The organism is Gordonia alkanivorans NBRC 16433 (assembly GCF_000225505.1).
Taxonomy (GTDB): domain Bacteria; phylum Actinomycetota; class Actinomycetes; order Mycobacteriales; family Mycobacteriaceae; genus Gordonia; species Gordonia alkanivorans.
Genome location: NZ_BACI01000016.1, coordinates 61,799 through 76,473, shown reverse-complemented (window position 1 = coordinate 76,473; position 14,675 = coordinate 61,799). Strand labels below are relative to the sequence as shown.

Genomic DNA, 14,675 nt, shown 5'->3' with positions numbered 1-14,675 from the left:
CTACTTCGGAGGCATCCGGATGCCGCCGTCGACGCGGATCACTTCAGCGTTCATGTAGCTGTTGGTGACCAGCTCGACGACCATCGAGGCCAGCTCGTCGGGAGCGCCCAGACGGTGCGGGAACAGGACCGACTCGCCCAGCTTCGCCTTGAACGCCTCGGCGGCCTCGCCCTCGCCGTAGATCGGGGTGTCGATCAGGCCGGGGGCGATGGTGTTGACGCGGATGCCGACCGCCGCCAGGTCACGCGCGACCGGCAGGGTCATGCCGACGACGCCGCCCTTGGACGAGGAGTACGACGCCTGACCGATCTGGCCGTCGAAGGCGGCGACGCTGGCCATGTTGACGATCGCGCCGCGCTCGCCGTGGGCGTCGAGCGGCTCGTTGCGGCTCATCGCGGTGGCGGCGAGACGGATGAAGTCGAAGGTGCCGATCAGGTTGATCGCGATGACCTTCTTGTAGGCGTCCAGGTTGTGCGCCGAACCGAACTCCCCGTCGCGGCCGATGGTGCGCTGTGCCCAGCCGATGCCGGCCGAGTTGACCAGGGCACGCAGCGGGCCGAGTTCGGTGGCCGCGTTGATGGCGGCTTCGATCTGTTCGGTCGAGGTGACGTCGACGCTGACGAAGACACCGCCGATCTCCTTGGCAAGCTCCTCCCCCTTGTCGGCGTTCAGGTCGGCGACGACGACCTTCGCACCCTTGGCCGCCAGCTGGCGAGCCGCAGCTGCGCCGATCCCCGACGCCCCACCCGTGACGATTGCACTAGCTCCATTGATATCCACGACTCGGAGCCTATCGAGCGTTCTATCGCTCGGTAAAGACCCCGCGCGAAACACTCCGATCGGTCTACACGCACTTCACGTTCGGCTCGGGTGCGTACCGCACGGTGCGGGTGTACCGGTTGATCTCACGGCCGGTCCTCGCGTCGCGGATGATCCGCGTGTTCGACGTCGTGAAGCCCTTGCTGCCGCTGCTCGCAATGCAGTCGTCGCCCTTGGGGAGCTTGATCCGTTCCGGTTCGGTGGGGTCGGTCCGCTCGCCGGTGATCGACTCGACCTCGAATGCCTTGGTGCCCCACAACCTCACGGTCACCGCGGACGGCGACCAACCGGTCTCGATGAGCACCCCGTGCCGGGTGTTGTTGCGGAACTTCAGGTCGATGGCGCCTTCGAAGACGGTGGCCTCCCGGGCCTCCGGATAGCGCGAGATGTAATACGCGTGCTCGGTGTGGTCGACGTCCTCGAGACCCGCGAAGTACGCGGCGTTGTAGAGGGTGGTCGCGAACTGGGAGATGCCGCCGCCGACGGCCGTCGCGGCGCGGCCGTTGTTGATGATCGTCGAGTCGACGTAACCCTCGGCCGTGCCTCGCGGACCCGTGTGGCCGTTGAGCGAGAAGACCTTGCCGGGCAGGACCAACGCGCCGTCGACCTCGGCCGCGACGAGGCGGATGTTCTCACCGGAGGCACTCGAGAAGCCGTCGGTGGTGTACTCGCTGATCAGTTCGCGCACACCGAGTTTGCGGGCGGCGTCGGTGGTGAGCTTGGGGTCGACATCGTCGTAGACGACATCGGCGGTACGGTTGCCACCGGCTGCGGTCGCCGTCGTGGCGAGCGCCTGAAGTGTCTTGTCCCAGTTGATCTTCGAACCGGTGATCGCGGGCACGACGGTCGGGCGGCCACTGGCGAGGCTGAATGTCGCACTGACGGCGGGGCGTTGGGACGGATCGAGATCGGGGCCGAGAGACTCGCGCGCTTTCTTGACGTCGACGTGCGGGGTGAGACCGCCCTTTCCGTCGGGCACGAAGGTCAGCATCGCCCCGATGTCGCCTGCCGGAACCTCGACCGTGCGCTTGCGCCGGTCGATGAGCTTCACCGACCCCGACGTCGCGCGGTCGGCGGGGCCGGCCACGGTGGCGGCGACGACCTCCGAGGTCACGGTCGGCGAGAACGGTTCCATCGGCATGTCGATCGGCGTGCCGTCGAGCCAGTGGTCGACGAGCACGACGGCGGCGGCCTGGCGGGCGACGCGCTCACCCGGTGCCGGCTCGTCGCCGACCGGCGTGGCGCCGTCGTAGTGGACTCCACCCTCGACCGCGGCCTTCTCCAGCGACCTGCGGTGGGCGTCGAGGGCCTTGTTCATGGCGGCGGGATCGATCGTCACGACGGGCTCGACGTCGAGGTCACGACCGAAGAGCGACAGGAAGCGCGTGAGCGGGTTGCGCGGCTGTTCGAGAAGACGTGCGCGGGTCGCGTCCGCGTCGAAGGTCAGCCCCAGTTCGGTCGGCGCGACCTCGGCCGAGCCCTCGGGGGTGCGCAGGACGACCGGCTGCGTGGAGCGGGCGGTCAGCTCGTCGATGACGGGGTTCAGCTTGGCGGCGTGGCGGTTGCCCGCCGAGATCCCGCCGACGACGGCTCCGCGTGCGGAGTGATCGCGGGTGGCGACGAAGTCGATGGAGAGGGCGAGCGCCAAAATGATGACGACGACGACCGCAGCGCGTACCGCGTGGCGTGCTCGCCGGGCGCTCGTGGTCACAACTCCATCCATCACGGCTGACTACCTGGGCCAGTCGGGGTGGTGGCCGCAGAACTCATACCCCAGAAATGTAGGTGCCCCGGCTGAGCTGTCGGGTCGGGGGTCTGACAGCTCTGCCGAGCTGTCTTCATGTTTACGCTACTTTTCGGCCGATGACACGTTCGGGGCCACGTTTCGTCCAAACATGTGACGAAGGACCCCATTCGGGGTGCCAAAAGGAGACGGATCGAGCGATTCGTCGCTCGATCCGTCCCCTCTGCTCGGTCCGGACCGTGCCGGACGAGGGATCAGCCCTCGATGATCGCGGTGACGCCCTGGCCGCCGGCGGCACAGATCGAGATCAGCGCGCGACCGCCGCCGTTCTCCTTGATCTGCTTCGCCGCCTGCGCGACGATGCGGCCGCCGGTCGCGGCGAACGGGTGACCCGCGGCGAGCGAGGAGCCGTTGACGTTGAGCTTGGACCGGTCGATGGGTCCGAGCGCCGAGTCGAGGCCCAGTCGCTCCTTGCAGTACTCCTCGGACTCCCACGCCTGCAGCGTCGCGAGCACCACCGACGCGAACGCCTCGTGGATCTCGTAGAAGTCGAAGTCCTGCAGGGTGAGACCGTTGCGGGCCAGCAGGCGCGGCACGGCGTAGGTCGGGGCCATGAGCAGGCCGTCGGGTCCGTTCACGTAGTCGACTGCAGCGGTCTCGCTGTCGACGAAGTACGCGAGCACCGGAAGACCGCGCTCGGCGGCCCACTCGTCGCTGCCCAGCAGCACGGTCGACGCACCGTCGGTGAGCGGGGTCGAGTTGCCCGCGGTCATGGTCGCGTCGCCGAGGGAGACACCGAAGACGGGCTTGAGCTTGGCGAGCTTCTCCGCGGTCGAATCGCCGCGCAGGTTCTGGTCGCGCGTCAGACCCATGAACGGGGTGATCAGGTCGTCGAAGAAGCCGTCGTCGTAGGCGGCCGCCATGTTCTGGTGGCTGCGTGCGGCGAGCTCGTCCTGGTCGGCGCGCTTGATGCCGAATTCCTTGGCGGTGATGGCGGCGTGCTCGCCCATCGACATCCCGGTGCGCGGCTCGCCGTTCTGCGGGATCTCGATCCCGAGCTTGGTGAGCAGCTTCGCGGCGCCGAGGATCTGGTCCTTGGTGGAGCGGGCGCGGTTGACCTCGAGCAGCTGGCGACGCAGGCCCTCGCCCACGGCGATCGGGGCGTCGGAGGTGGTGTCGACGCCGCCACCGATCGCGGCGTCGTAGCGGCCCCGTGCGATGCCGTCGGCGACGGTCGTGATGGCCTGCAGACCGGTGCCGCACGCCTGCTGGATGTCGAAGGCGGGGGTGTAGGGCGACAGGGCCGAGCCCAGCACCGATTCGCGGATGAGATTGAAGTCACGGGCGTGCTTGAGCACGGCGCCGCCGGCGACCATGCCGAGCTGCTCACCCTGCAGGTTGAAGCGACTCACCAGGCCGTCGAGAGCGGCGGTGAACATCTCCTGATTGCTGACCTTGGCATATGCCTTGTCCTGGCGGGCAAACGGAATGCGGTTGCCGCCGAGGATCGCCACCGGGCGCTCGGTGCGGGTCTCGGGCTTCTTCGGGGTGGTGCTGTTCTCTGCCACGTCGATCTCCAGGGTCGTGTGCGGTATCTATAGCGTATTCTTACTCAACAGTAAGTTCGTTGTCGAACGACAGTCAGAGGAGATCCAACATGGCCGCCAACGGAACAACTGGCCTGTACTCGAGCTTCGTCCATTCCGGCCCGGGCGCTTTCATCGCCAAGCAGGCCGGCCTCCCCGTCCCGCCGCCCCTGCGGCGGTACAAGCCGTCGGAGCCGCCGCTGCCGGGTCCGGTGCTGCTCGGAGGCTCGGGGCGCCTCGTCGAACCGCTCCGGGAGATGCTCTCGGGCGACGATTACGACCTCATCCAGAACGCCCTGACCGGCCGTAGCGCCGACAAGTACGGCGGCCTGGTCTTCGACGCCACCGGCATCACCTCCCCGGCCGAGCTGCGTCAGTTGTTCGAGTTCTTCCAGCCGGCCATGCGCTCAACCGCGCCGTGCGCGCGCTTCCTGGTCATCGGAACCACGCCGGAGCTGGTGACCGATCCGTCCGAGCGCGTCGCACAGCGGGCCCTCGAGGGCTTCACCCGCTCGCTCGGCAAGGAGCTGCTCAAGGGCTCAACCGTCCAGCTCGTGTACGTCTCGCCGGACGCCCAGACCGGTCTGAGCGGCCTGGAATCGACCGTACGCTTCGTGCTGTCGGCCAAGTCCGCTTTCGTCGACGCACAGGTCATCCGCGTCGGTTCGGCCGACGCGACCGCCCCGAAGGACTGGGATCGTCCGCTGGAGGGCAAGGTCGCCGTGGTGACCGGCGCCGCCCGCGGCATCGGCGCGACCATCGCCGAGGTCCTCGCCCGCGACGGCGCCCACGTCATCGCCGCCGACGTCCCGCAGGCCGGGGACGCGCTGTCGGAGACGGCCAACAAGGTCGGCGGCACCGCGTTCCCGCTGGATGTGACCGCTCCCGACGCCGGCGACAAGCTCGCCGAGCACGCCCTCGAGCGCCACGGCGGCATCGACATCATCGTCAACAACGCCGGCATCACCCGCGACAAATTGCTCGCCAACATGGACGACGCCCGCTGGGACGCCGTCATCGCGGTGAACCTCATCGCTCCGCAGACCCTCGTCGAGAAGCTGCTGGAGAAGGGTGCGCTCCGTGAGGGCGGCGCGGTCATCGACGTCTCGTCGATCGCCGGGATCGCCGGTAACCGCGGCCAGACCAACTACGGCGCATCGAAGGCCGGTGTCATCGGCCTGGTCGACGCCTACGCGCCGATCCTGGGCGAGAAGGGCATCACCATCAACGCCGTCGCCCCCGGCTTCATCGAGACCAAGATGACCGCGGCGATCCCGCTGGCCACCCGCGAGGCCGGTCGCCTGATGAGCTCGCTGCAGCAGGGCGGCCAGACCGTCGACGTCGCCGAGACCGTCGCCTACTTCGCCAACCCGGCGAGCAGCGCCATCACCGGCAACGTGGTCCGCGTCTGCGGCCAGGGATTCCTGGGTGCGTGATGGGTAAGACGATCACTCTTCCCGGCGCCCCCGGCACCGGCGAGCTGTACGGCAAGGCCGTCACCGGGATGCTGCCGGGCGTCGGCAAGCCGGCCCGCGTCCCGGCCGACGCGCCGCTGCCCGACACTCACTACCGGCTCGAGGGCGTCCGCGTCGATCCCGCTGCGCTGCAGGCGTACTGCCATGCAACCGGTCAGCGCTTCGGCGCCACCCTGCCGGTGACGTACCCGTTCGTGCTGCAGTTCCCGGTGGTCATGAAGCTGCTGACGTCGGACGAGTTCCCGTTCGGTGCAATCGGTTCGGTCCACATGACGAACAAGATCGAGCGGAAGCGTCCGATCGAGGTCGGCGAGCCGCTGTCCATCGAGACCCACGCGGAGAACCTGCGGGAGCACCGCAAGGGCATCCTCGTCGACGTCATCAGCGAGATCAGCGTCGGCACCGAGCTGGTGACGACGCAGACGGCGACGTTCCTCAAGCAGCAGCGGACCAGCCTGTCCGACGAGCCGCGCGGTCCCGAACCGAAGTCGAAGACCCCGCCGCCGCCGGATTCGGTTCTGTCCGTGGACCTGGGACGCATCCGCGAGTACGCCGCCGCATCGGGCGACCGCAACCCGATCCACATGGCGAACCTGACCGCCAAGGCCTTCGGCTTCCCCAAGGCGATTGCCCACGGGATGTGGAGCGCCGCAGCGGCAATCGCAAACGTCGAGGCCCAGCTGCCCGGCGCGGTCACCTACGACGTCAAGTTCGGCAAGCCGATCCTGCTGCCCGCCAAGGTGAACCTCTACACCCGCCGCATCGACGGCGAGGGCAACTTCGACATCGCGATCCGCGACCGTCGCAAGGGATTCCCCCACCTCACCGCGACGACGCGGAAGGGCTGATTTTCGCTCACGAGATCCGTTCCCGCTCACCCCATTCGCGTGAGCGGGAACGGATCGTGTGAGCGCCCTTCGATACGCTCGCAAGCTCGCTACTCAGGGCCAAGCCTCAGATGTCGGTACCGACACCCTTCAGGCCGCGCCAGGCGATGCCGACGAGCATGTTGGTGGCCTTCTCGAGGTCGACGTCACCCTCGGTGATTCGGTCGGCGACCGCCTCGCAGGCGCCGACGATGGCGACGGCGGTGAGCTCGAAGTCGATGTCGCCGGCGGTCTCCACGGTGGTGCCGGCCTTGATGAGCGCGGCGACCATCTCCGTCACGCGCTGGCGACTGTCGGAGACGATGCCGGCGAAGCTCGCGGTCCCGATCGCGACGCGGTACAGCACACGCCACGACTCGCGGTTCTCGTGCACGAAGCGGAGGAACTCACGGATGACGGTGACGGCCTGCTCGCGCTGGGTGAGTGACGGGTCGAAGCCGACGCTCATCGCGTCGATGAAGAGTCCGGACTCACGGGCGATGCAGGCGCTGAACAGCTCCTCCTTGGAGCCGTAGTACAGGTACAGCATCGGCTTGGAGATCTGCGCCTCGGACGCGATGGCATCCATCGAGGTCTCGCGGAAACCGTTCTGCGCGAACACCTTCACGGCGGCGTCGAGCATCTGCTGCTCACGCACTGCGCGCGGCAGGCGCTTGGTTCCGCCCGACATGGCCAACTCCATCCTCGCTGTCGTGTCCGAACGACGATACCCAATAAACTTACCAAGCGGTAAGTTTAACGTTCGCTCGGGTTGCTGAGGACAGATTACTCAGCAGGTGACGACACCCTTGGACCGGAGGACGCGGATCACCTTCGCGTCGAGGCGTGCAGGCGCAAGGCGTCCGCGCTTGACCGCGCCCTCCAGATTGTCGAGCACCGACGAGACGCGGTCGGTGGACAGCCACAGGGCGACGTCGCCGCCGGCGAGGATGAACTTCTCCACGGCCTGCTCGATCGGGTAGCGCTGACTGATCGCCGCCATGCCCGACAGGTCGTCGGAGAAGATCACGCCGTTGTAGCGCGGTCCGCTGTAGCCCTCCCCCGTGCGCAGCATCTGGATGGCCGGCCGGCTGATCGACGCCGGCAGTCCCTCGGTCAGCCCGGGCACGACGAGGTGGCCGACCATGACGCCGGCGGTCCCGGGATCGCGCAGCAGATTGCGGAACGGTACGAGGTCGCTGGTCTGCAGTTCGGCGAGCGACGGCACGGTCACCACGCCGAGGTGCGAATCGCCCGAGCCGTGACCGTGACCGGGAAAGTGCTTGTACACCGGCGTGATTCCGGCCTCGGCGAGCCCCGCGGCGTAGGCGGCCGCGTACTCGGTGACGACGGCCGGGTCGTTGCTGAACGAACGGTCGCCGATGACCTCGTTGTCCGACTCGTCGCTGACGTCGGCGACCGGTGCGAAGTCGACGGTGACGCCGAGATCCTTGAGCTGACGGCCGACGCCGGCGGCGATCTCCTTCACCTGCGCGGGCGTCTTCGTCTGTGCGAGTTCACGAGGGGAGGCGTGGTCGATGCCGAGCGACGACAGCCGCGACACCCGACCGCCCTCCTGGTCGACCGTGACCATCAACGGGATCGACGAGTTCTGCGAGATCCGTGATGCCGCACCACTCGTCAGGATCGCCTTGTCGGTCCAGCTCCCGACGAAGATCCCGCCGATCTGCTCGTCCTCCACGATCTGCTGCGCGTCGCCGGCGCCCGTGACACCCACGACGATCAGCTGGGCCAGCTTCTGCCGCAGCGTGAGCTTCGCGAGTTGTTCCGCGCCACAAGCGTTTGCGACAGGAGTGGTCGTCGCGGACACCGACGACGGCGAGGCCGAGGGCGAGGCGTACGCGGACGGTGTGGGCGGCGCGGATTCGGGCGTCGACGAATCACACGCGGCGAGACCGAGACTCAATGCCGCGACCGTCGCAGTCGTCAGCGCGTTCCGAATCCAGCGAGGTCGTCGAGTTGGGCCCATGGCTCGAGTCTGGCATGTAACCTGAGCAAATGGACGTGGGGTCCATCTCGGCCGGGTCCGCGACCGCCCCCAGCGGTCGCGGTGCCAATCGCGCCGGACAGACGTTGATGATCGCCTACGACGGCTCACCGAACGCCGATCGTGCGATCCGTTATGCCGGACACTTCCTGCGCGCCGAATCCGCCGTCGTCGTCACCGCCTGGCAACCCGGCGGCATGACACCCGCCCGGATGTCCACCCTCGCCGGCGGCATGCAGCCGTTCGTCGACACGCAACTCGACGCCGGGGTCGACCGCGCCCTCGAGGACGAGGCCGCGAAGATCAACGAACGCGGCGTGGCTCTGGCCCGCGAATGCGGCCTGTCGACGAAGGGCACGCTCGTCGAGGTCGAGTCGACGGTGTGGGGCGCTCTCGTCGCCGCCGCCGAGGCACTCGACGTCGATCTGCTCGTCACCGGGACCCGCGGGGCGTCGGGCCTCAAGGCATTGCTGCGGTCCAGCGTCGCCGAACGCGTCCTCAAACACTGCCATCGACCGGTGTTCATCGTCCCGGCCAAGTGCGAGCGGGAACCAGAGCTGACGCTCTAGTCCCGATGTCCTCAAGTGTGGGATGCATGACCTGGACGACGTGAGCCGTGTCGGCCAGGATGAGCTCATGACACGAACCGTGCTGGTTCTCGGGTTCCCCGGGGTGCAGTCGCTCGACGTGACGGGACCGGCCGACGTCTTCACGACCGCGTCGATCGCCCTGCGTGATCAGGGGTCGCCCGTCACCTATGACCTGCGGTTGGTGTCGCAGCACGGGCAGCCGATCGACACCGGCGTCGGACTGCAGTTCGTCGCCCACGTACTGCCAGACCCCGCCGAACTCGTCGACACCCTGCTGCTGCCCGGCGGCATGGGCGTCCACCGGGCCGTCGACGACGCCGAACTCATCGAGTGGATTCGGGAGGCGGCCACCCGGGCGCGGCGCGTCATCAGCGTCTGCAACGGCGCCTTCCTGGCCGCCGAGGCCGGTCTCCTCGACGGCCGGCGCGCGGCGACGCACTGGGCCATGGCCGAGCACCTCGCCGAGCGATACCCGACGGTGCAGGTCGACGCCGAGGCGCTGTTCGTCCGCAGCTCCGATCACGTCTGGACGTCGGCCGGCGTCACCGCGGGCATCGACCTCGCCCTCGCCGTCGTCGAAGAGGACCATGGCACCGAGCTCGCCCAGCTGGTCGCCCGCTGGCTGGTCCTCTACATGCGGCGCCCCGGCGGGCAGAGCCAGTTCGCTCCGCCGGTGTGGATGCCACGGGCGCGCCGCGACGTGATCCGCGATGCGCAGCAACGCATCGAGGCCGAACCCGGACTGCCCCACCGGCTTCACGACCTCGCGCAGGAAGCCGCGATGAGTCCTCGCCATTTCTCCCGCGTCTTCACCGAGGAGACCGGCGAACCGCCCAGCGACTACATCGAGCGGGTCCGCACCGACGCGGCTCGCCGTGCATTGACCGAATCCTCCGACACCATGCCGGTGATCGCCGCGCGCTGCGGATTCGGCTCCTCGGAGTCGTTGCGCCGCACGTTCATCCGACGCCTCGGCGTCTCCCCCGACCACTATCGCAAGACCTTTCGCTGACCACCGCACCACCATCACCGAACAGACAGGCACACCCATGACGCAGATCGCGATCGTCCTCTACCCGCGGTTCACCGCCCTCGACCTCATCGGCCCCTACGAGGTGCTGCGCATGCTTCCCGACGCGGAGGTCCGGTTCGTCACGCACGAGGCCGGACCGGTCGTCGCCGATTCCGGTGTTCTCCTCATCGGTGCGACGCATTCGTTCGACGAGACGCCGTCACCCGATCTGATCCTCGTCCCCGGCGGCCCGGGGTGTTTCGGCGCGGCGAAGGACGAGAAGCTCCTGGACTGGCTGCGTGCTGTCAGCCCGGGCGCGCAATGGACGACGTCGGTCTGCACCGGCTCGGTGGTCCTGGCTGCCGCCGGGCTGCTGGACGGTCTCCGCGCGACCACCCACTGGTCGTCGTTGGCCGCGCTGTCCCTCTACGGCGTGACCGCGGTGCCGGACGAGCGCATCGTGCGCGCCGGCCCCGACGAACGCATCGTGACCGCGGCCGGTGTCTCCGCCGGCATCGACCTCGCGCTGTGGCTCGCCGACGAGATCGCCGGGACGAAGAAGGCCGAGGCGATCCAGCTCGCCATCGAATACGACCCGCAACCGCATCTGGACTCCGGCCACCGGTCGAAGGCGTCGGCCGGCACGATCACGGCGTCGACGCTGCTGCTCAGCCGCGACGTCCACAAGCCAGAGGTGCTGAAACTGAGCACCCAACTGCTGTGGGATCGCACGCTGGCGAAGGTCCGCTCGCGCCGCTGATGTCGAAACCCGTGCCCGAACCGCCGGACATGCGCGGGTGACACCGAGGTGAGACACCGCGCGATGGTAGTTTCTTCGCCATGACAAACAACCGCCTTGTGGCCGGCGCCGTCGCCGGAGTGGCCGGCATCCTGGTGGGACTCGGCGCGGTGTTCCTCGGCGGGTTCCTCGCCTCCGAGAACAGCCCGTCGACGGACCTGAACAACATCAATCCGAACAGCGGATTCGTCCAGGGTTCGGTCGACTACGGATCGCGCGGCGGCGCGGGCGAGACCAACTGACGCCCGCCCCCGATGCTCGGCGTCGGGGCCCTTCTGACGGCAGCAGCAACTGAGTAGTACATCGACCACCGCTTCCACAGGTGTCCTGTCGGCACGTGGGATCGGTGTGGCTGCCGCGATCGCGCTGATCGTCTGCCTGCTGCAGTCGACGGGCCAGATCGCCGCCGACACCAAGCTCGACCTGACGGCGAACCCGCTCGGGTTCCTCGCGCGGGCGGCGCACCTGTGGACCCCGAATGCCCCGATGGGGCAGGTCCAGAACCAGGCGTACGGATACTTCTTCCCGCACGGCGCCTTCTTCGCCCTCGGTGATCTGCTGTCGGTCCCGCCCTGGATCGTCCAGCGGTTGTGGTGGGCGTTGCTCCTCACCGTCGGCTTCGTCGGCATCGTGCGTGTCGCGGAGGCGTTGCGACTGGGCTCACCGGCGTCGCGGATCTTCGCGGGCGTCGTCTTCGTCCTGAGTCCGCGCGTCCTCACCACCCTCGGCTCGATCTCGTCGGAGACACTGCCGATGATGCTGGCGCCCTGGGTCCTGCTGCCGGTGATCCGGGCGCTCGACGCCTCTGCCTCCGATGGTCGGCCGCTCTGGCGGGAGGCCGCACGGTCAGCGGCTGCCGTCGCCCTGATGGGTGCGGTGAACGCGGTCGCCACGGCCGCCGCGCTCGGCGTCGCGGCCATGTGGTGGCTTCTGCACCGGCCACGAGACCGCCGCTGGTGGCGCTTCGGTGCCTGGACCGCCCTGGGCCTGTTCCTGGCGTGCGCGTGGTGGATCGTCCCGCTGCTCATCTTGTCCCGCGTCAGCCCGCCCTTCCTGGATTACATCGAGTCCGCCCGCGTCACGACGCAGTGGACGTCGCTGACCGAGGTCATGCGCGGCGCGAGCTCGTGGACCCCGTTCGTCTCGACCGAGCGTGTCGCCGGCGCGGTCCTCGTCACCCAACCGGCCGCGGTACTGGCCACCGGCACGATCGCCGCTGCGGGGCTCGCCGGTCTGTGCATGCGGCACATGCCGTTCCGCGGTCGCCTCGTGGCGATCCTGGGCGTGGGCCTGGTGGTCATGTGTGTCGGCTTCGCCGGGGGTCTCGGGTCGCCGATCGCCGAGCAGATCCGGGTGTTCCTCGACGGTTCGGGTGCGCCGCTGCGCAACATCCACAAGTTCGAACCCTTCATCCGCATCCCGCTGGTACTCGGTGTCGCGCACCTGCTGGCACGGGTCCCGTTGCCCGGCACCGTCTCCGTTCGGGAGACACTCTCGGCCTTCGCACATCCCCAGCGATCCCGCCCGGTGGCCGCGGCCATCGTGCTGCTGGTGGCGGTCATCGGCGCCGGGTCGCTCATCTGGACCGGTCAGCTCGCTCCCGCCGGTACCTACACCGCGATCCCGAACCACTGGAAGCAGACCGCGGACTGGTTGTCCGAACACAGCGCTCGCCCCGACGACTCGCCACCAGCGCGCGCCCTCGTCGTCCCGGGCGCGCCGTTCGCCGATCAGCTGTGGGGTCTCACCCGCGACGAACCCCTGCAACCGCTCGCCGACGCCCCGTGGGCCGTGCGCGACGCCATCCCGCTGACCCCGCCCGGAGCCATCCGCGCACTCGACTCCGTGCAACGCGAGATCGCCGCCGGCCGGGGGTCACCCGGCCTGGCCGAGACCCTCGCCCAGCAGGGCGTGGGCTTCGTCGTGCTGCGCGCAGATCTCGACCCCGAGACCTCCCGGTCCGCGCGACCCCTCCTCGCGCAGCAGGCACTCGACACCTCCCCCGGCTTGACGCGGGTGGCACAGTTCGGTCCCCAGGTCGGACCGCCGAGCGTCCGGGGCGTGATGCGCGACAACGGTTTGCGACCCACCATGCCCGCCGTCCAGATCTATGCGGTCGAGGCGACGGGATTCGACGGCACCGGCCCCCTCCTCGTCGACGAGCGCGGCATCCCGCGCGTGGCCGGCGGCCCGGAGGCCATCGCGGCGCTCGCCGAAGTACGTGCACGACAAGGCCTTCCGCCTCTCGGACCGGTCCTGCTCGACGCCGATGCCCGACGCGCCGGGATCGCCGACGGCCCACTCATCGTCACCGACACCCCGAGCGACCGCGAAACCGACTTCGGACGGGTCGACGACCACAGCTCCGCCATCCGGTCGGCCGACGACCCGCGGCGCACGCAGAACGCGGCCGCCGACTACCCGGTCGACGATCAGCCGCTCGTCCGCGGGGAATGGCTGCTGGACAACCGGAGTGGCGAGATCGAGGTCACGACGTCGGGCTCGGCATCGGACGCGGTGCAACCGGGACAGACCTCGCCGGCGAACTCCCCCGCCGCGGCCTTCGACGGCAACCCCCAGACGGCCTGGGTCAGCGGCGGACTCGAAGGGGCTGTCGGCCGGTGGATGCGGATCGGGTTCACCACTCCCCAGACGGATCTCGCGTTGTCGCTGACCACCGCGAAGGCCCTCGGCTCGGACGTGACCAGCGTCCTGATCACCACGGAGGCCGGCAGCACCGTGGCGTCGGGGCTCGAGCCGGGTGAGCCGACGACGGTGACCGCCCCGAGCGGCCCGACCCGTTGGATTCAGATCCGCGCCCTGCGCACCGAGGACGGCACCGCCGGAAACCAGTTCGCCCTCGGTGAGGTGGAGGTGTCGAACCTGCGCACCTCCACGCCGCTGCAGATCAGACACCGCGTCGTCCTGCCCGAACTCGGGGCGGGCACCACCGTCGCCCAGTGGCTGCTGTACTCCGAACTCAACGGGCGGGCCTGGTGCGTCGCCGATCCGGCTCGCGAGAAGACCCGCTGCGCACCGGGCCTCGGCCTGTCACCGGAGACGTCGTCGGTGTTCAGCCGCGCCCTGTCGGTTCCCCAGGACACCGCGGTCACCCCGTCGGCCGTTCTCCGGCCACGTCCCGGCGCCGCACTCGACCGACTGCTCGCCACACCGGGCGGCATGACGGCCACCGGACCGCGACCGGTCACCGACCCCCGCGGCAGCCCGGCCGCGGCCGTCGACGGCGACCCCGGCACCACGTGGACCGCGCCGCAGATCCCCGACGAGGAGAAGCCCGAGGATCGCGAGGACGACGAAGAGCCGGCCGACGACGCCACGCCGACCCTGGTCGTCCACCTGCCCGCCGAGCAGCGTGTCGAATCAGTGAAACTCGTTGCGCCGGGCGACTACCCGGCCACCCCGACCGAGGTCGCCGTCGATCTCGGCACCGGCGAACAGATCCGTGAGGTCGGCAAGGACGGCGTCCTGCGGCTCGACCCGGCGATCACCGACCGCATCGAGATCACCATCCGCGAACAGCGCGACCTGATCGACGTCAACAGCCTCGGATTCGCGACGCCCGCACCACCGGGCATCGCCGAGGTCGAGGTCTTCCCGGCACCGCGCGCACCCGCTGACGGTGACCGGGTCGTCGAGATCCGCTGCGGCGATGGCCTCGGCATCACCGCCGCCGGTCAGGTGGTCGGGATCTCCGCGCGGACCACCACGGCCGCACTGCGTTCCGGGGAACCAGTGGTGGCCCGTGCCTGCACGCC

At 69.1% G+C, this 14,675-nt stretch carries 11 protein-coding genes and 1 pseudogene; 7 read left to right on the top strand and 5 right to left on the bottom strand.

The features are described from left to right. The 3 genes from GOALK_RS02040 to GOALK_RS02030 all read right to left on the bottom strand — a co-directional run bounded on the left by GOALK_RS02040 (nt 1) and on the right by GOALK_RS02030 (nt 4,131). On the bottom strand, nt 1-780 hold the full coding sequence (locus tag GOALK_RS02040; protein ID WP_006357117.1) for an SDR family NAD(P)-dependent oxidoreductase: 780 nt from the start codon (nt 778-780) through the stop codon (nt 1-3). Nucleotides 781-844: 64 nt separating this feature from the next. Continuing rightward, entirely contained in the window at nt 845-2,542 is a 1,698-nt protein-coding gene (locus tag GOALK_RS02035; RefSeq protein WP_232283130.1) for a VanW family protein, read from the bottom strand. A gap of 275 nt (nt 2,543-2,817) precedes the next feature. After that, entirely contained in the window at nt 2,818-4,131 is a 1,314-nt protein-coding gene (locus GOALK_RS02030) for an acetyl-CoA C-acetyltransferase (protein ID WP_006357115.1), read from the bottom strand. An 89-nt stretch (nt 4,132-4,220) separates the two neighbouring features. Between GOALK_RS02030 and GOALK_RS02025 the strand changes: the two genes are divergently transcribed. Further along, nucleotides 4,221-5,585, top strand: a complete 1,365-nt coding sequence (locus tag GOALK_RS02025; protein WP_006357114.1) for a 3-oxoacyl-ACP reductase — start codon at nt 4,221-4,223, stop codon at nt 5,583-5,585. Further along, nucleotides 5,585-6,472: a MaoC/PaaZ C-terminal domain-containing protein gene (locus GOALK_RS02020; protein WP_006357113.1), complete on the top strand. Its 888-nt coding sequence runs from the start codon at nt 5,585-5,587 to the stop codon at nt 6,470-6,472. The genes GOALK_RS02025 and GOALK_RS02020 overlap by 1 nt, the downstream gene beginning before the upstream one ends. A gap of 106 nt (nt 6,473-6,578) precedes the next feature. On the opposite strand, the gene GOALK_RS02015 is transcribed toward GOALK_RS02020, so the two are convergent. Then, entirely contained in the window at nt 6,579-7,181 is a 603-nt protein-coding gene (locus GOALK_RS02015; RefSeq protein WP_039880169.1) for a TetR/AcrR family transcriptional regulator, read from the bottom strand. 99 nt (nt 7,182-7,280) lie between these two features. Continuing rightward, nucleotides 7,281-8,480, bottom strand: coding sequence for a glycoside hydrolase family 3 N-terminal domain-containing protein (locus GOALK_RS02010; RefSeq protein WP_050918614.1), 1,200 nt, complete (start codon nt 8,478-8,480; stop codon nt 7,281-7,283). A 29-nt stretch (nt 8,481-8,509) separates the two neighbouring features. Here GOALK_RS02010 and GOALK_RS02005 point away from each other — a divergent pair, with 29 nt between their 5' ends. The 5 genes and pseudogenes from GOALK_RS02005 to GOALK_RS24700 form a co-directional block, all read left to right on the top strand. Then, nucleotides 8,510-9,067: a universal stress protein gene (locus GOALK_RS02005; protein ID WP_006357110.1), complete on the top strand. Its 558-nt coding sequence runs from the start codon at nt 8,510-8,512 to the stop codon at nt 9,065-9,067. A 67-nt stretch (nt 9,068-9,134) separates the two neighbouring features. Continuing rightward, nucleotides 9,135-10,100, top strand: coding sequence for a GlxA family transcriptional regulator (locus tag GOALK_RS02000; RefSeq protein WP_040003934.1), 966 nt, complete (start codon nt 9,135-9,137; stop codon nt 10,098-10,100). Nucleotides 10,101-10,137: 37 nt separating this feature from the next. Next, on the top strand, nt 10,138-10,860 hold the full coding sequence (locus tag GOALK_RS01995) for a DJ-1/PfpI family protein (RefSeq protein WP_006357108.1): 723 nt from the start codon (nt 10,138-10,140) through the stop codon (nt 10,858-10,860). A gap of 80 nt (nt 10,861-10,940) precedes the next feature. Further along, nucleotides 10,941-11,141, top strand: a complete 201-nt coding sequence (locus GOALK_RS01990; RefSeq protein WP_005196483.1) for a DUF2613 domain-containing protein — start codon at nt 10,941-10,943, stop codon at nt 11,139-11,141. Nucleotides 11,142-11,247: 106 nt separating this feature from the next. Then, nucleotides 11,248-14,526, top strand: a pseudogene (locus GOALK_RS24700) (DUF3367 domain-containing protein); the annotation flags it as partial. Nucleotides 14,527-14,675 lie beyond the last annotated feature (149 nt).

Bases quoted from the DNA above. Each gene is read 5' to 3' on its own strand.
- GOALK_RS02035 (WP_232283130.1), bottom strand. From the start codon at position 2,542: ATGGATGGAGTTGTGACCACGAGCGCCCGGCGAGCACGCCACGCGGTA.
- GOALK_RS02025 (WP_006357114.1), top strand. From the start codon at position 4,221: ATGGCCGCCAACGGAACAACTGGCCTGTACTCGAGCTTCGTCCATTCC.
- GOALK_RS02020 (WP_006357113.1), top strand. From the start codon at position 5,585: ATGGGTAAGACGATCACTCTTCCCGGCGCCCCCGGCACCGGCGAGCTG.
- GOALK_RS02015 (WP_039880169.1), bottom strand. From the start codon at position 7,181: ATGTCGGGCGGAACCAAGCGCCTGCCGCGCGCAGTGCGTGAGCAGCAG.
- GOALK_RS02010 (WP_050918614.1), bottom strand. From the start codon at position 8,480: ATGGGCCCAACTCGACGACCTCGCTGGATTCGGAACGCGCTGACGACT.
- GOALK_RS02005 (WP_006357110.1), top strand. From the start codon at position 8,510: ATGGACGTGGGGTCCATCTCGGCCGGGTCCGCGACCGCCCCCAGCGGT.
- GOALK_RS02000 (WP_040003934.1), top strand. From the start codon at position 9,135: ATGACACGAACCGTGCTGGTTCTCGGGTTCCCCGGGGTGCAGTCGCTC.
- GOALK_RS01995 (WP_006357108.1), top strand. From the start codon at position 10,138: ATGACGCAGATCGCGATCGTCCTCTACCCGCGGTTCACCGCCCTCGAC.
- GOALK_RS01990 (WP_005196483.1), top strand. From the start codon at position 10,941: ATGACAAACAACCGCCTTGTGGCCGGCGCCGTCGCCGGAGTGGCCGGC.